The sequence below is a fragment of the Pinirhizobacter soli genome, assembly GCF_015905305.1.
GTDB classification, from domain to species: Bacteria; Pseudomonadota; Gammaproteobacteria; order Xanthomonadales; family Rhodanobacteraceae; genus Pinirhizobacter; species Pinirhizobacter soli.
Window position 1 is genome coordinate 45573 of the sequence record NZ_JADZLQ010000005.1, and the last position, 17439, is coordinate 63011.

The window sequence follows — 17439 nt, forward strand, 5'->3', positions numbered from 1 at the left end:
TTCCCTTCGACTCCAGGATGTCCCCCATGGCGAGCCAACTCGAACAGCTGCGCAAGATCACCACTGTCGTCTCCGATACCGGCGATATCCAGGCGGTCGCCAAGTGGAAGCCGGTGGACGCCACCACCAATCCTTCGCTGCTGCTCAAGGCCGCTGGTGACGCCGGCTACGCCCCGCTGATCGACGAGGCCATCGCCTGGGCCAAGGGCAAATCGAAAGACCGCCAGCAGCAGCTGACCGATGCCAGCGACTACCTGGCCGTGCAGGCGGGCCTGAAGATCCTGGACATCGTGCCCGGTCGCGTGTCCACCGAAGTGGACGCGCGCCTTTCCTTCGATACCGACGCTTCCATTGCCAAGGCCGAGCGGCTGATCGGCATGTACAACGATGCCGGCATCAAGAACGAGCGCATCTTCATCAAGCTGGCATCCACCTGGGAAGGCATCCGCGCCGCCGAGTACCTGGAAAAGAAAGGCATCAACTGCAACCTGACGCTGCTTTTCAGCTTCGAACAGGCGCGCGCCTGCGCCGAAGCCGGTGCCACGCTCATTTCACCGTTCGTCGGCCGCATCTACGACTGGTATGTCGAGCACACCGACAAGAAGGTGTATGCGCCGGCTGAAGATCCCGGCGTGCAGTCGGTGCGCCGCATCTACGACTGGTTCAAGCTGCACGGCTATCCGACCATCGTGATGGGCGCAAGCTTCCGCAACATCGGCCAGATCCAGGCCCTGGCCGGCTGCGACCGCCTCACCATCAGCCCCGACCTGCTGCAGAAGCTCGAGGAAACCCAGGACAACCTGCCTCGCGTGCTGTCCGACAACGGCAAGCGCGAAGACCGCCCGGCGAAGATCAGCGAGGCCGCCTTCCGCTGGGGCCACAACGAAAACGCCATGGCCACCGACAAGCTCGCCGAAGGCATCCGCAAGTTCGCCGTCGACCAGCGCAAGCTCGAAGAACTCCTCGGCGCCAAGCTCTAACCCCACTAGGGGTCAGAGTCATAGCATCCCTTCGCAAGCGCCACTAGGGGTCAGAGTCATAGTGCATAGCATTGGCGGCGTGCCGCTATGACTCTGACCCCTAGTGAGCGCCCTAGTGAGCGGCGCTAGACGGCGCGTAGCGCTTCGGTGGGTGGCAGGCGCGAGGCACGCCATGCGGGGGTTGCGGCGGCCAGTTGGCCGATCAGGAGCACGATCACGATGCTTGCCAGCAGTTGCCACGCTGGTAAGTGCGAAACGCCGTAATGGGTGGCGAGCCAGGCGTTCAACGCCTCTGCCACCACGACGCCCAGCAGCACGCCGAACGTGCACAACAAGGCATTCTCCAGAAGAAAATATCGTGCGATGGCGCCCCCGGTGGCGCCCAATGCGCGGCGTACGCCGATCTGACGTTTGCGTCGCGATACCCAGAAACTGGTGAGGCCAACGATGCCGAGCACCGTCACCAGGACCAGCACCAGGCACACCACGGACAGCGCGATGGCGAGCGAGCGATCCTTGCGGTAGGCGGCATCGCGGACATCGGCGAAGGGTTTGAGTTTGCCGAAGCTGCGTGCAGGTTCCACGGCGCTAAGCGCTTGCCTGACCTTGCCCATCGTGATGTCCATCCGGCCGGACTGCACTCGTACCAGGTACAGGCCAAGCGAGCCGCCACCGTGGATGGGCACCATTACGCTGTAGTCGCTGATGGCGGGGTCGATCGTGCCTGCCGCCATGGGCGTCTGTAGTGCTTTCACCACACCCACCACGCTGACCGGCCGCGAGGCGTCGGAGGACACGTACAACACCTTGCCCAGTGCGCTTGCGCCCGGAAACAGGTGCCGTGCCAGGGCTTCGCTGAGGATCGCGACGTTCGGCATGGGACCTGCGTTGAAGTTTCCTTCCAGACTATCGTTGCCGTTGAAGTTGCTGCCTTCGACCAACGCAAGGCCCAGCGCCGGGATGGCATGTTCGTCCATGGCATAGAAAGCCGCGGAGGCATTCTGCTCCTGAATCGACTTGACACCCGGGGTGAGACTCACGCCATCGACCCAACCGGTGCCGCGCAGCGGGTAGCTGTTTGCCGCCACCGCGTCGACGACGCCCGGTACCGCGCGCACGGCGGCGAGATCCGCGTCGCGCGAGGCCCGGGTGATGGCCCCTGCATCCAGGCGGAAACCAAGAGCGAACACGTTTTCGGTATCAACGCCGGTAGAGCGCATGACCAGGGCCACGCGCGCTTGAACGATCGACAGGATATTGCTGGTGATGGCCAAGGTCAGGGCCACCTGCAGCACTACCAGTACGGCGCCGGTCTTGCTGCGCTTGAGCGCAGCCAGGATGGGTGCGATCTGCATGCTCGGACCCTCTATCCGTTCTTCAGTTGCAGGGCCGGCATCACACGCATCGCGCGCCATGCCGGATAGATGCCGAAGACGAGCGTCGCGCCCACGGCCACGGCGATGCTGGTAGCCACCAGGGTGGTGTCCATGCGGGCAATGCGTTCCATGCCTTCGGGAAATAGTGCACGCATGGCCCACAGCGCCAGCGCGGTCAGGGCCAGGCCACCGATACCACCGACCACGCCGAGCATGGCCGATTCGGTCAGGGCCTGGGCGAAGATGCTGCGCGCACTGGCACCCAGCGCACGGCGCAGGCTGAACTCGCCACCCCGCTCAAGTGACTTGGCAAGCATCAGTCCCAACGCGCTCACCAGGCATACAAGGAAAAAACCGAAGGCGACCAGGGTGGAAAGCTTCGCGTCATCGGGAACCACCTTGCGGGCTTCCAGCCATTGCGTGACATTGCGCAGGCGCACGTTGGGCGGCCAGTTGAATCGGCCTGTCCGTTGCTGCTCACTGGCATAGTTGGTCAATTGGCTGCGGTATGCCGCGACCGATACGGCGGTGGGCAACTCCACCCAGTACTGAAGCCACACGCATTCGCTTCGGGTGAGCTCGGCGAAGGTTTCACCGCGCGGACCGGCATCGCAGAATTCGTATTCGCTGGTGGTCATCTCTTTCGCATGGGCCACCGAGAGCGGCAGATACACATCCTCGCCTTCCTCGAAATCCTGCCCGTTGATCACATCGTAGAAGCGCGGACGCGGATCCCAATCGCCCGTGACACCGATGATGGTGTACGGATCACCGCCAAGGTCAATGTGTTTGCCGACGACGGCATCGCTGCCAAAGAGCCGTTCGGCGAGCTTGCGCGTGATCACGACCGTCGCTGCACCGCGATTCTCTTCTTCATCGCTCCATCCGCGCCCGGAAAGCATGGGCACGTCGAACATGGCGAAGAATGCCGGCGTGGTGGCGCGGCCCGCTACGGAGAAAGGTTTGGCGGCGTGGTCGGCAGGCGTAAGCGTCAACGACACCTGGTGCATGGCGACCTGACGGATGGGTCCATGCAACGCCAGCAGGCCCGAGATATCGCGCCAGGAAAGCTGCGTGGGAGGTTCATCATCACCGGGCTTGCGACTGCGGGGACCGCCGTTGTCGACCTGCACGGCGAATAGCTGGCCCGACTTCCACGGGATCGGATCTCGCGCCATCACCGCGAGAATCGTGTACGCCGTCATCGACATGGCCACCCCGATGGCAATGGCCAATATCATCAGCGCCGTAAGCACCGGGTTGCGCCGGAAACTTCCCAGCGCCAACTGCACGTAATAACCACCCATTCGTGTCGCCCCTGTTCCCCTGGGGAAGCAGCGTAGCAACCAGCGTGCCACTGCGAAGGCGCACTGCGACACAGGGCGCGAAGCCGGAAGCGGTGTCCGCGGACAACTCGCTCAATGGACACGGACAGCCTCCACTAGGGGTCAGAGTCATAGTGCGCGGGCTTGATGCCAGACCGCTATGACTCTGACCCCTAGTGATGTTTCCAGACCGCTATGACTCTGACCCCTAGTGATGTTTGCGGCGGGTCGCTATGACTCTGACCCCTAGTGGCTGGTGGTTAGGTTTGTTGCCAGCCGCCGCCGAGGGCCTTGACCAGCTGGACGCTGGCGCGCAGTTGCTGGGTCTTCAGGTTGATCAGGCTGCGCTTGGCGTCCAGTGCGGTCTGCTGGGCGGTGACGACGTCGAGGTAGCCGACGGCGCCCTGCTTGTAGCGTTCCATGGAGAGGTCGAGGGTTTTTTGCGCAGCGTCGGCGGCGGCCTGCTGGTCTTCGATCGCCGAGGCGAAGTCGGCCAGTTGGGATTGGCTGTCTTCCACCTGGGCGAAGGCGTTCAGCACCACGCTGCGGTATTTCGCGCCGGCTTCGTCCGTGGCGGCCTTGGCCGCCTCAACGCCAGCCTTGCGCAGGCCACCATCGAACAATGTCAAAAGGAAGCTCGGCCCCAACGACCAGAAATGGTTCGGTGCATTCAACAGGCCGCCGTACACCGAGCTCTGGTAACCGCCCTGCGCATCCAGCGTGATCTGCGGGAAGTACGCCGAACGGGCCACGCCCACGCGGGCGTTGGCCGCCGCCGTGCGGCGTTCGGCGGAGGCGATGTCGGGACGGCGCTGCAACAAGGTTGAAGGCACACCCACCGGGATCGCTGGCAGGTTCACCGCGGTGAGGTCCGTCGGCAGCGAGAATGTCGACGCTGAGTCGCCCACCAGCACGGCGACAGCGTGCTCGGTTATCTCACGCTGGGCCTGGGTCTGTTTCAGCTGCGAACGCGCGCTGGAGAGCTGTGTCTGCGCGCGCGCCACATCCAGCCCCGAGGCGATGCCGCCGGCATGGCGGTCTTCGGTGAGCTGCAGCGCTTTTTCAAAGGCTCCGATGCTCTGCTGCAGAAGGTCGATCTGCCGATCCAGGCCGTTGAGCACGATCACGCTGTCCGACAGCTGCGCCTGCAGGCTCAGCCGTGCGGAAGCGAAGTCGCCCGCGGCGGCCTCGGCCTCGGCATTGCCGGCTTTGACGCTATCGCGCACGCGACCCCAAAGGTCGATCTCGTAGTCGAGGTCGGCGCCGACGGTGAACGAATTGTACGTACGCGGCGAAGTCGGCGATCCCAGTACGCCGCGCAATGGCTTGGTATCGGACTGGCGATCACGCTGCGCATCGGCATCGACCCCGATGGTCGGGAACAGGCCTGAGCGAACCTCCCTGCGGAAGGCGTCGGCCTGCTGGTAGTGCGCCAATGCCGCGGCGAGATCGGCGTTGTTGGCGGCAAGCTTTGTCTGCAATTCATCCAGGCGCGAATAGCTGTAGGCATGCCACCAGCCGTCGCGCGGCAACGCATCGGCGGGCTGGGCCGGCGCCCACGGGGCCACCTGCTTGTACTGGTCGGCCACCGGCACCTGGGGGACTTCGTACTTCGGTGCAAGCGAGCAGGCGCCGAGCACGGCTGTCAGCGCGGCGACGAGGATCGCGCGATCAGGCCTTGCCATGGGCTTCTGCCGTATTGTCCTTGGGAGCAAGCTTCACCGGATCGCCATCGTCGAGCCCGTCGGGCGGGTTCTCGATGACGCGATCCTGCGGGTCGACGCCGGAGCCGAGCTCGATCGTCTTGCCAAGGTCACGGGCGATGGTCACGCGCTTGAACTTCACCCGGTTGTCGGCGCCCAGCGTTGCCACGCGCATGCCCTTGGCATCGAACACCAGCGCACTGGCCGGGATGCTGAAGGCGCTGGCGTCGGCGGGCAGCTTGAAATTGACGTTGGCGAAGGCGCCGGGCATCAGCTTGCCGTCAGCATTGTCCACGGCCAGCTGCACCAGGGTCGTGCCCGACTCAGCGTTGATCGCGCCGGCGGATGCTTCCACCTTCGCGCTGAAGGACTTGCCCGGGTACTCAGGCACCGTGAGCTCGGCGATGTCGCCATTATGGATATCCGGGGCGTAGTTCTGCGGCACGCGCACGTACACGCGCAGCTTGCGGATGTCCGAAACCTCGAACAGTTCCGGGCCCGTGCCGCCACCGGCGTTGATCAGCGCACCGACATCGGTATTGCGTGCGGTGACCACGCCATCGAACGGCGCGATGATGCGGGTAAAGCCCTTCAGGGCCTGGATGCGGTCCACGTCCGCCTGCGCCGCGCGCTGCATGGCGAGCTTGGCGGTGTAATCGGCGGTCTTCTCATCCACTTCCTGTTTGGATACCGAATCGGAGCCCAGCATCGACTGCCAGCGTTTGGCGGTGGTGGCCGCCAGCGCTGCGTTGGCCTGTGAACTTGCCAGTGCACCCTTGGCCTGCAGGAGTTGCTGGTCGAGGTCGGGGGTTTCGATTTCGGCGATCAGCTGGCCGGCCTTGACCTTACCGCCGATGTCCACCGACCACGACTTCAGGTAACCACTGACGCGGGCGAACAACGGCGCACGCGAATAGGCCTGAGTGCGGCCAGGCAACTGCAGCGGCGCTCCGTCGTTGTCCGGGGACGGCGGGGCAACGGTGACCGTGGGCACGGCCTGATCGTCCGTCCACGTACGCAGCCGGCGGGCATCGGCGGCGCGGGTGGCGATGCCGGCGACCACGATGGCGACGACCACGACCAGGGCGATGAAGCCGGCTAGTCGCAAGCCGCGACGCGAGGGCTTCGTGATGTTGTCAGACATGGACAGGTTCTCCGGAAGCAGGCGCCGCGGGTGCGGTGCGGGCATGCCGCCCGTGGATGATGGCGAAAACGACAGGTACGAAAAGAAGCGTGGCCGCGGTGGCGAACACCAGGCCGCCGATCACCGCGCGGCCCAGGGGGGCGTTCTGCTCGCCGCCCTCGCCCAGCCCCAGGGCCATGGGCGCCATGCCGATGATCATGGCCAGCGCCGTCATCAGCACCGGGCGGAAGCGCACGAAGCCCGCTTCCAGTGCCGCCTTGGCGGCGTCGCCATGCAGGGCCAGCTGCTCGCGGCAGAAACTCACCACCAGGATCGAGTTGGCCGTGGCCACGCCCATGCACATGATGGCGCCGGTAAGCGCGGGCACCGAAAGCGTGGTGTGCGTGGCGAAGAGTATCCAGATGATGCCGGCCAGCGCGGCGGGCAGCGCCGTGATGATCACGAACGGATCGCTCCAAGACTGGAAATTCACCACGATCAGGAGATAGATCAGCACCACCGCGCCGAGCAGGCCGAGGATCAGGCCGCTGAAGGCGTTGTTCATCGTCTGCACCTGGCCCAACAAGGCCATGCTCGAGCCCTTGGGCAATTCCTTCTGGTGGGCGTCGATGATCTTCTGGATGTCCGCGGCCACGGCGCCGAGGTCGCGATCCTGCGTGGTGGCGAAGATCTCCACCACCGGCTGGATGTTGTACTGGGTCACCACCGCGTTGGAGTTGGTGCGCGTGAGCTTGGCAAAGCCGCCCAGGATCTGCGAACCACCCGGGCCGGACACTTGCAGGTTCTCAAGCGCCGGCAGGCTGTCCAGGCTGTACTGCGGCGTCTGCATCACGATCGGATAGGAGATCTGGTTCTGCGGGTTCAGCCAATACGTCGGGGCGACCTGGCTGGAGCCTGCGAAGTTCACGCCCAGGCTGTTGGTGACGTCACGCTCGGTCAGGCCCACCAGCTGCGCGCGAGTGCGGTCGACGTCCACGTTGAACACCGGGTTCTGCTGCGACTGCTGGATGCGCGCATCGGCAACGCCGGGAACGCGGCGGATCTCGCGCAGCACCTTGTTGGCGAAGTCGAAGTTCGCGCCGATGTTGTTGCCGCGAATCTGCAGGTCCACCGGCGCGGGCGAACCGAAGTTCAGGATCTGGCTGATGATGTCCGCCGGTGGGAAGGAGAACGTCACGCCGGGGAATTCACGCGGCAGCCGTTCGCGGAAGGCCTTGACGTACTTGGCCGTGGGCGCGTGGTCTTCCTTCAGCGCGATCTGGATATCGCCGTCCTGCTCGCCGATGGTGCCGGTGTTGTTGTAGGCATTGTTGATGCCCGAGATCGACAGGCCGATGTTGTCCACCACCGTGCCCAGTTCGTCCTCGGGAACCATGCGGCGGACCGACGCCTGGATGTCGGCGAAGATGCGCGCGGTTTCCTCCACCCGGGTACCCACCGGCGCCCGGACGTGCATCAGGATCTGGCCCGAATCCACCGCCGGGAAGAAATTCTTGCCCAGGAACGGCACCAGCGCGAAGGTCGCCACCACGAATACCAGAAAGCCGATCACGAACACCTTGCGGTATTCCAGTACCAGCGCCAGCATCCCGTGGTAACCACCACGGATGTTTTCAAAGCGCTTTTCGAAACCACGCTGGAAACGCACCAGCGGATTGCGCGACGGCGCCATCGAATGGCCATGCTCTTCACCGGCCTGGTGCTTGTGCAGCAGGTAGTTGGCCATGGTCGGCACCAGGGTGCGCGACAGGATGAAGCTGGCCACCATGGCGAACATCACAGCCTCGGCCATCGGCACGAACAGGAAGCGCGCCACGCCGTTCAAGAAGAACATCGGCACGAACACGATGCAGATGCACAACAACGATACGAACGCCGGCGTGACGATCTGCGCCGCGCCATCGAGGATGGATTCCTCCACCTCCTTGCCTTGCTCAAGATGCCAGTTGATGTTCTCGATGGTCACCGTGGCATCGTCCACCAGGATGCCCACCGCCAGCGCCAGGCCGCCGAGAGTCATGATGTTCAAGGTTTCACCGATGGCTGATAGCGCCGCGATGGAACCTAAGATGGCCAGCGGGATGGAAATGGCGATGATCACCGTGGAGCGCCAGCTGCCCAGGAACAGCAGGATCATCAGGCTGGTCAGCGCCGCGGCAATCACGCCTTCCTTCGCTACGCCTGAAATCGCACCGGAGACGAACAGCGACTGATCGCCGATGGGGGATATCTTCAGCGTATCGGGAAGGGTCGGGGCGATTTCCTTCACCTTGTCCTTCACGCCGGCGATGATCGCAAGCGTCGAGGCCGAACCGTTCTTCAGGATGGTCATCAGCGCCGAACGGTTGCCGTCCACGTGCACGATGTTGGTCTGCGGCGGCGCGCCATCGCGCACGTGGGCCACGTCGCGGATGTACACGGTGGTGCCGTTGGCCGTCTTGATCGGCAGGTTGCCCAGGTCGGCGATGTCGCTCGGTGCGTTGTTGAGCTGAAGCGTGTATTCGTAATCGCCGATCTTCTGCGTACCGATCGGGATGATCAGGTTCTGCGCGGCCAGGGCGTTGGCGATGTCCTGCGCGGACAAGCCGCGTGCCTGCAAGGCCGCCGGATCGATATCGATCTGCACCTGGCGCGACTTGCCACCGAAGGGATACGGCACCGACGCGCCCGCCACCGAGGTCATCGGTGGACGAATGGCGTTAAGGCCCAGGTCGCCCAGGTTCTGTTCCGTCAGCCCCTTGCCCGACAGCGCCAGCTGGATGATCGGCACGGTGGAGGCGTTGTAGTTCAGGATCAGCGGCGGCGTAATACCCGGCGGCAACTGTTTGAGCAGCGTCTGCGCCACGGCAGTGACCTGCGCGTTGGCGGTACGGATATCCACCGTGGGCTGGAAGAAGATCTTGATGATGCCGAAGCCGGAGATCGACGATGCCTCAAGGTGCTCCACGTCGTTTACCGTGGTGGTAAGCACGCGTTCGAACGGCGAGGAAATCCGCCCTGCCACCTGGTCGGGCGGCAGGCCGGTGTACTGCCACACCACGCTGATCACCGGGATCTTGATATCCGGGAAGATGTCGGTGGGCGTACGCATGGCCGAGAGCGGGCCGATGATCAGGATCAGCAACGCGAGGACGATGAAGGTATACGGCCGCGTCAGCGCGATCCGGACAATTCCAATCATGGGGAGTGTTTCCCGGCGCTGGGAAAGGGCGCCGACCTGCTTATTTTGCCATGCAGCATAAATATCCGGCCCGCCGGATCGATGAAGATTGTTTCATCATTCAAATAAATTGAATGAAAGACGCAGGAAAGTTTGGACGTCTTTACGTTTAGCCGACGGCTGACGCCGCAGGTCCGAAACGCATGCGGATACGTGCGCCGTGGCCGTCACCGCCCACTTCCAGGCCGTAGCCATGCAGGCGCGCGATGGCGCTGACAATGGAAAGCCCCAGGCCCGAGCCGGGTGTGCTGCGGCTGCCGTCGCCGCGGTAGAAGCGCAGCAGCACCGCTTCCCTCTCACCTTCAGGGATACCCGGGCCGCTATCGCCCACCTCGATGTAGCCGCCGTCATCGTCGTTGGCGCTGCGCAAGGTCACCATGCCGCCGGCGGGGGTGAATTTGATCGCATTGCCCACCAGGTTCGCCAAGGCCTCGAACAACAGCTGCGGATCGCCGCGCGTGGCGGGCATCGGTTGCAGGTCCAGTTCGAAGCGCTGGCCACGGTCTTCGGCCAGCGGGCCATAGAACTCGTGCACCTGGCGCATCACATCGGCGAGGTCGATCGGCTGGAAACAGGCGCTGCGCTGCCCGTCCTCCAGTTCCGAGATGCGCAACAGGGCGCGGAAACGCGCCATCAGGGCGTCGATGTCGGCAAGGCACGCGTCCAGCGATGCGGCCTCTTCGGGCCCTTTGAGCTGTTGCTGCGTGCGGTAAAGACGGGCGCGCAGGTGGGTGAGCGGGGTGCGCAGGTCGTGGGCGATGTTGTCGCACACGCCTTTGACCTCGCCCATCAGCCGCTCGATCTCGGCCAGCATGGTGTTGACGATGCCAGCCAGAAGATCGATCTCATCGCCTCTGCCACTGACAGGAAGGCGCCGCGAAAGATCGCCGCGCTGGATCGGTTCGGCTGCCAGCTGCATCTGCCGGATACGCCTGGCCGGCGCGCGGCTCAGCAGGAAGCCGCCCAGCAGCCCGGGAATAAGCGTAAGTGTCAGCCCCCATAACAGGCCGCGGCGCATGATCGCGCCCAGGCCATCGATGGTGCGCGAATCCTTCGCGGCCACCAGACGCCGGCCGTCAGGGAGTGTCATCACCACCGCGCGCGAGCGTACGGGACGGCCCACCACGGGATGCAGGGCACCCGATTCAACCACGTGCACCAGGCCATCGACCGGCAGTTCAGCCGGTAGCGCGCTGACGTTACCGGCAATGCGACGGCCGTGGTCATCGAAGAGGCCCAGCCACATCACGCCGGCTGGATCGATCGTTACCGCGTTCTCGATGGCACCCTTCAATCCCGACGGTTCCGAGCGCGACAACAGCGTAATGCGTTGCTGCAGCATGGTATCGATCACGCCGGAAAGGTAACGCGACGATTCAAATTGCACGGCACCGAGCAGGACCACGCACCAGATGGCGAACAGGCCGCCGTAGATGAGCATCAACCGCGAGGTGGCGGCGCTCCAGACTTCAGTCAGCGGGCGCAATGACGTATCCCGAACCGCGAATGGTACGAATGAGAGACGACTGCCCCGGCTGATCGATCTTCCGGCGCAGCCGGCCGATATGCACGTCGATCACATTGGTGCCCGGATCGAAATGGAAGCCCCAGACATGCTCGAAGATCATCGTGCGCGTCAGCACCTGGCCGGCATGGCGCATGAGGAATTCAAGCAAGCGGTATTCGGTGGGCTGAAGCGGCAGTTCCTGGCCGGCACGATTGGCCGCATGGGTCACCAGGTCCAGTTCCAGGTCCGCCACGCGCAACCGGTTGACGCCACTCTCGCCGACCTGGCGCCGACGCAGCAGTACCTCGGCACGGGCGGACATCTCGTCCGGGGCGAACGGCTTGGTCAGGTAATCGTCGCCTCCCGCGCGTAACCCGCGAACGCGCTCGTCGACATCGCTCAGCGCACTGATCATCAAGACTGGCGTATCGACTTGAGCGCGCCGAAGCGCGGCCACAACATCGATTCCGTCCATCCCGGGCAACATCCGGTCCAGCGTGATCAGGTCGAATTTCCCTTCCAGTGCCCGGTCCAGGCCATGTCGCCCATCCGCGACCCACTCCGCCACCATGCCGTGCACGACCAGCTCCGCGACAATTTCACGGGCAGTGACTTCATCGTCTTCGATGATTAAAGCGCGCGGCATATGTTGAGTCCTCGTGGAGCCTCGTAAAGTCGGGGCAGGCAGGCGCTGGCCGACTCCGGGAATGATACGCCTGGACCTGCCGCTACTGCGAAATCCGGCTATCAGGACCTCGAACCAATCGCAAGAACTCGTGCCCGTTGCCAGCCACGAGCTCCCGCGAACAGAGGTCAGAGAGTGGTTTGGGCGATGACCAGAGACTTCGGACTCGCATTTCCCGCCAGGTCGACGGCCTCGACATTAACCAAGTGTCGCGTATTCGGGCGCAGGTCCGACAACTTGACTGAAGTCACGCCCTCATCGAGAACGTAGGTCTGTCGGGCCAATGTGACGCGATAGCGAACGCCGTCCGAACCGCCTGGCGCATCTTTGACGGGATCCCAGCGAATGGTGGCAGTATCGGCGCCGACGGACTCCAGCAATGCACGCGGCGCCACCGGTGCTTCGCGATCTTGCTCTGCGCCGGGCAGTACGATTAGCTGGGCCGTTTCAGTGAGCTGGGATCCATCTTCGTACTCCACGCGGATGTCGAGACGGGCAGGACCAAGCCGTGTCGGTTGGGGGAGAATGATGGGGAGTTGGTGAAACGACTCGAATGGCGGATTGTGCTCCGAAAGCACTTCACCGTTGAAGTGGACGCCCACGCGCCTGATCGGCCCGCCCCACATCGGGTAGACGAACCCGTAGCCCGCCGCTGGCCTGACACCCTGGTAGAGAACGAGGCCATTCATCGGATCGAAGATCATGGCAGGTCGACTGCGTCCTTCACAGCGCCCAAGCAGTTCGAAATCGTTCGGGCTGTTTGGATACATCGGTTCGTAGCCGCGAGCGATGGCGACAGACGTCCGATAAAGGAAGCCCCGGTAAAAAAAGGCCTCGCCCTGGGGATATCCCGAAGCGTTGGTCCAGTGCGGAACTCCAGCGCAATCGACCTCGGGGATGGCAGCCTGAGCGGTGCCTGCAAAGGCAACGGCGCAAAGCGCGGCGAGCAGCAAATGTTTGGGTTTCATGGCATTTCCTTATGGGGTACGAGACCATCAGTCGCACGCCAAAAATGGTTTGCGACGCAATATTGTCCCAAGGGAACGGCTCATGACGTAGCGGTGCACGCGGCACTACAGCTACCGAAAATAGCACCGTGCTTCGACGGTGGCGCGGCCGTGCCCGACAGCCTGCACCGGCAATGCGCCCAAGTCTTGCCGACAAAAAAACGGCCCCCGAAGGAGCCGTTCTTGTTGTGGCATGGATCTGATTGCCTCAGGCCGCGATCGCGCCACGCATTTTCTTCATGGCGTTGGCCTCGATCTGGCGGATGCGTTCGGCGGAAACGCCATATTCGTCCGCAAGATCCTGCAAGGTGGCTTTGTCGTCCTCACGCAGCCAGCGACGCTGGATGATGTCGCGCGAGCGGTCGTCCAGGCGGGCCAAAGCCTGCGAAAGCGCACCCATCTGGTTGTCGCTGGCGTCGGCGTCGGCGACGTTGTCGTACGGATCGGCGCCCTCGTCGATGAGGAACGCGGCCGGTGCCGGCTTGTCGTCGTCGTCAGCGTCGGCCGGGGCCTCGAAGCCGATGTCACGGCCGGACAGGCGCGATTCCATCTCGCGCACGGTGGCCTCGGGCACGCCCAGGTCCTTCGCCACCACGCGCACTTCCTCGGCATTCATCCAGCCCAGGCGCTTCTTGCTTTTGCGCAGGTTGAAGAACAGCTTGCGCTGCGCCTTGGTAGTAGCCACCTTCACGATGCGCCAGTTGCGCAGGATGAACTCGTGCATTTCGGCACGGATCCAATGCACGGCAAAGCTCACCAGGCGCACGCCCTGGTCCGGATCGAAGCGCTTGACCGCCTTCATCAGGCCGATGTTGCCTTCCTGGATGAGGTCGGACAGCTGCAAGCCATAGCCGTTGTAGCCGCGAGCCACGTGCACCACGAAACGCAGGTGCGACATCACCAGCTGGCGGGCGGCTTCCAGGTCGGCCTTGTCGGTGAACTTGCGGGCAAGGGATTGCTCCTCGTCCAGGGTAAGGACGGGGATGCGGTGTACGGCCGAGATGTAGGAATCCAGGCTGCCCGTAAGGCTGGGTACCGGGTAGTTCCTGGTGACCAAGGCTGTAGACATGAACTGACCTCCAAATAATTCGTCGAATTTAGCACTCCAGGGGTTGGAGTGCTAAAGGTGCCATTCGTTCCCGGCCCCTTTATCTGTACGCAATAGTACAGAAATTGGGTGCCGATGTCCAGTGGAAGACCCGGCCAGAGGGGGATGTCTTTCAGCAGGGGTCGGGAAACCGCATGAAACCTGGGCCGAAGACGGGCCGGCCGCCGGGACTACCGGGGCTCGAGCTGGGCCTTGGCTGGCAAGGACCAATCGATCGGGGCCTTGCCGTGCTCTTCCAGGTAGGCATTGGCCGCGGAAAAATGCCCGCAGCCCAGGAACCCCCGGTGCGCCGACAGCGGCGAGGGATGCACCGCTTTCAGCACCCGGTGCCTGTGAGTGTCGATCAGCTGCCCTTTGCGTTGCGCATAGGACCCCCACAGCATGAACACGATGCCCTCGCGTTCGCGGTTCAGGGCATCGATCGCCGCATCGGTGAACCCTTCCCAACCCTTGCCCTGGTGGGAGTTGGCGTTGCCCCGCTCCACGGTGAGCACCGCGTTGAGCAGCAAGACGCCGCGGTCGGCCCATGGGGTAAGGCAGCCGTGATCGGGCGGTGCAATAGCCAGGTCGCGCTGGATTTCCTTGAAGATGTTCTGCAGCGACGGCGGAACCTGCACGCCGGGGCGTACCGAAAAACAAAGCCCGTGCGCCTGGTTCGGACCGTGATAAGGATCCTGCCCGAGGATCACCACGCGCACCTGCTCGAACGGCGTGTGCTCGAACGCGGCGAAGATGTCCGGCCCTGGTGGGTAGATCACCTTGCCGGCCTGTTTCTCCGCGCGCAGGAACGCCGACAACGCCTGCATCTCCGGCCTTTCAAGATAGTCGCCAATGCGGGCCTTCCAGGAAGGCGCAAGCTTCACACGCTCGTTGCTCATGCGGCGGAAGTGAGTCGCTCGCGCAGATGCAGGGCCACGCGCAGCTGGAACAGCAGCTTGGTGATCAGGCGCTTTTCCTCGATCGGCTTGACCACCAGGTCGTTAGCGCCGCCGCGCAACAGCGCGGACTGGTTCTGGGCGTTTTCATCGCCCGTCATCACCAGCACCGGCAGCTGGCCCTTGCCGTAACCGAACTCGCCACGGATGCGGCTTAACAGGTCCGCGCCGGTGAGCTCGCCCTTCAGGCTGACATCGGTAAGCACGATGTCGCAGCCCAGCTTGCCCTGCACGCGGGCGGTGTCCAGCCGGGCCAGCGCATCTTCCACGCTGATCACGTGATGCACGGTGAGGCCGTATTTCTCCATCATGCGGCGCGTGGCCAGGGCCACCACGCGGCTGTCTTCGACGTATAGCACTTCGCCTTCGGCGCCACCCTCAGGCTTGACGTAGCCCTTGATGAACTCGGCCAGGGCGCTGAATCCCAGCGCCTTGTCGAAGTAGTCGGTGATGAACTCGCCCAGCTCGCGGCGCTGCAGGCGTTGTTCGACGTCGCCGGACACCACCACGATGGGTACGTAGATCTGCGGGGCCGTCTCGCGGACGATACGCGCCAGTTCGAGGCCGTCCATGTCGGGCAGGCGCAGGGCGACGGTAATGAAATCCACCACGCCTCGGGAAAGATGCTCCTGCGCTTCGGCGCCGCTGCCGCAGGCGACGATCTCCACGCCGGGAAGCTCGGCGGCAAGCACCCGGGTGATCAGCTGCCACACCACGCGTGAACCGTCGACGATCAACACGCGCGGAGGCGTGGCGTCCTGGGCAGCATTCGCATCGTTGGCGGCGGTCATCACGACTTAAGGTGCCTTTCGCAGTTGCCGGGCGCTGACCAGGCGCGCGCCCAGCCAGCCGAGGAAAGCCGATAGTAGCGGGACGGCGAGCAACAGCCACGCCGGCAAGCCGCCAAAATCCATGCTGCCGCCGTAGGCGTCGGCCAGCCGGGCCACGGGGCCGGCCAGCGCCGCCTGCAGGCCCAGCGCCAGCACCACGGCCAGGATTCCGGCAAACAGACCGTACCAGAGCCCGGCGTAAAGATAAGGACGGCGGATGAACGGCCGGCTGGCGCCGATCAGCAGCAGCACGCCGATCTCGGCCGCCCGCCCCTGGATGTCGACCCGGATGGTATTTCCCACCACCAGGAGGGCGGCGATGCCCAGCAGCACCGCAAGTACCGTGACTGCGCGCGTGCCCACGCCTACCAGTGCATCCAGGCGGGCGCGCCAGCCGCCGTTGTCCTGGACCATGTCCACCCCGCCCATGTCGCGCAGTTCCTGCACCATCTTTCCGACCTGGTCCGCGGTGAGGCCAGGTTTCGGGTGCACCTTCAGCACAAAGGGCAGCGGGTTGTTGTCCAGATCCGCGATGGCGCCGGCAAAGCCCTGGGCCCGGGCCATCTCATCCAGGCCCTCCTTGGGCGTGACCACTTCCACCGCGCCGATGTCCCGGCGCTCGCGCAGGATGTCGGCCAGCTGCTGGGCATTGGGCGCGGCGAGGGTTCCCTTCAGGAACACGCTGATGGTGTCGGCCTTGCCCAGCGAATCGCCGATGCGCTGTACGTTGGCCAGCAACAGAAAGAACGCCAGCGGCAGCGACATGGCAAAGCCCATCACCGCCACGGTAAGGGCCGTGCCCAGCGGCCGGCTGGCCAGGCGGCGGAAGCTTGCGGCCATGCTCCAGCCATGGTGCTCGCGCCAGGCGTTGAAGCCGCCGGCCCGGGCGCGGGCCGTGACCGGTTTCCGGTTCTCGCGCACCGCCTCGTTCATACGATCTCCGAGGCGGGGATATCGGCGACCAGCCGGCCGTGGTCGAGAACCACCACGCGCTTGCGCATCTTCTTGATCAGCATCAGGTCGTGGCTGGCGATGAGTACCGTGGTGCCGACCGACTGGAACTCGGCGAAAAGCCCCATGATCTCCACGGCAAGCTGGGGATCGAGGTTGCCTGTGGGTTCGTCGGCAATCAGCAGGGTGGGTTTGCCCACGATGGCGCGGGCGATCCCCAGGCGTTGCTGCTCGCCGGTGGACAGCGCCGAGGGCAGGTGTTTTTCGTTGGGCAGCAGGCCCACCTTTTCCAGCGCCGCGCGTACGCGCTTGCCACGGTCGGCGGCGGGAACGCCGGCGATCACCAGCGGCAGTTCGACGTTGGCGAAGGCGGTGCGGTCCATCAGCAGGCGATGGTCCTGGAAGACCATGCCGATGCGCCGGCGGAGCCTGGGAATATCGCCCGTTCGCGCCTGCGCCAGGCTCTGGCCGTCGAACATGACGATGCCGTGGGTGGGACGCTCGATCAGGCCCAGCATCTTCAGCAAGGTGCTTTTGCCGGCACCGGAGTGGCCGGTGACGAAAGCCATTTCACCGGCTTCGACACCGAAACTCACGTCGGCCAGGGCTTCGTGGCCGCCTTCATAGCGCTTGCCCACCTGGTCGAAACGAATCACCGCGCTTCCCTT

General features: G+C 64.2%; 14 protein-coding genes. 1 reads left to right on the plus strand and 13 read right to left on the minus strand.

From position 1 onward, the window contains the following. The first annotated feature begins 26 nt into the window (after positions 1-26). Complete coding sequence (tal, locus tag NDK18_RS18845; protein WP_250626640.1) at positions 27-980, plus strand: transaldolase; 954 nt, start codon at positions 27-29, stop codon at positions 978-980. Positions 981-1105: 125 nt separating this feature from the next. On the opposite strand, the gene NDK18_RS18850 is transcribed toward tal, so the two are convergent. The 13 genes from NDK18_RS18850 to ftsE all read right to left on the minus strand — a co-directional run bounded on the left by NDK18_RS18850 (position 1106) and on the right by ftsE (position 17427). Continuing rightward, positions 1106-2335: an ABC transporter permease gene (locus NDK18_RS18850; protein ID WP_250628687.1), complete on the minus strand. Its 1230-nt coding sequence runs from the start codon at positions 2333-2335 to the stop codon at positions 1106-1108. 11 nt (positions 2336-2346) lie between these two features. Further along, complete coding sequence (locus tag NDK18_RS18855; RefSeq protein ID WP_250628688.1) at positions 2347-3663, minus strand: ABC transporter permease; 1317 nt, start codon at positions 3661-3663, stop codon at positions 2347-2349. A 278-nt stretch (positions 3664-3941) separates the two neighbouring features. Beyond that, positions 3942-5366, minus strand: coding sequence for an efflux transporter outer membrane subunit (locus NDK18_RS18860; protein ID WP_250628689.1), 1425 nt, complete (start codon positions 5364-5366; stop codon positions 3942-3944). Beyond that, a complete protein-coding gene (locus NDK18_RS18865) occupies positions 5353-6528 on the minus strand; it encodes an efflux RND transporter periplasmic adaptor subunit (protein ID WP_250628690.1) in 1176 nt (391 codons plus the stop codon). Before NDK18_RS18865 ends, NDK18_RS18860 begins: the two co-directional genes overlap by 14 nt. Further along, positions 6521-9709, minus strand: a complete 3189-nt coding sequence (locus NDK18_RS18870) for an efflux RND transporter permease subunit (RefSeq protein ID WP_250628691.1) — start codon at positions 9707-9709, stop codon at positions 6521-6523. The genes NDK18_RS18865 and NDK18_RS18870 overlap by 8 nt, the downstream gene beginning before the upstream one ends. A gap of 148 nt (positions 9710-9857) precedes the next feature. Then, positions 9858-11234 carry a sensor histidine kinase gene (locus NDK18_RS18875; protein WP_250626634.1) on the minus strand — a complete coding sequence of 459 codons (1377 nt, stop codon included), beginning with the start codon at positions 11232-11234 and terminating at the stop codon, positions 9858-9860. Continuing rightward, positions 11218-11901 (minus strand): response regulator transcription factor, encoded by a 684-nt coding sequence (locus NDK18_RS18880; RefSeq protein ID WP_250628692.1) that lies wholly within the window; start codon positions 11899-11901, stop codon positions 11218-11220. Before NDK18_RS18880 ends, NDK18_RS18875 begins: the two co-directional genes overlap by 17 nt. 167 nt (positions 11902-12068) lie before the next feature. Next, positions 12069-12908, minus strand: a complete 840-nt coding sequence (locus tag NDK18_RS18885; protein ID WP_250628693.1) for a fibronectin type III domain-containing protein — start codon at positions 12906-12908, stop codon at positions 12069-12071. Positions 12909-13155: 247 nt separating this feature from the next. Then, entirely contained in the window at positions 13156-14016 is an 861-nt protein-coding gene (gene rpoH / locus NDK18_RS18890; RefSeq protein WP_250626632.1) for an RNA polymerase sigma factor RpoH, read from the minus strand. A gap of 209 nt (positions 14017-14225) precedes the next feature. Further along, positions 14226-14933: a uracil-DNA glycosylase gene (ung, locus tag NDK18_RS18895; protein ID WP_250628694.1), complete on the minus strand. Its 708-nt coding sequence runs from the start codon at positions 14931-14933 to the stop codon at positions 14226-14228. After that, a complete protein-coding gene (locus tag NDK18_RS18900; RefSeq protein WP_250628695.1) occupies positions 14930-15781 on the minus strand; it encodes a response regulator in 852 nt (283 codons plus the stop codon). Before NDK18_RS18900 ends, ung begins: the two co-directional genes overlap by 4 nt. 6 nt (positions 15782-15787) lie before the next feature. Continuing rightward, positions 15788-16753, minus strand: coding sequence for a permease-like cell division protein FtsX (gene ftsX / locus NDK18_RS18905; protein ID WP_250628696.1), 966 nt, complete (start codon positions 16751-16753; stop codon positions 15788-15790). After that, entirely contained in the window at positions 16750-17427 is a 678-nt protein-coding gene (gene ftsE / locus NDK18_RS18910; protein WP_250626629.1) for a cell division ATP-binding protein FtsE, read from the minus strand. The genes ftsX and ftsE overlap by 4 nt, the downstream gene beginning before the upstream one ends. Positions 17428-17439 lie beyond the last annotated feature (12 nt).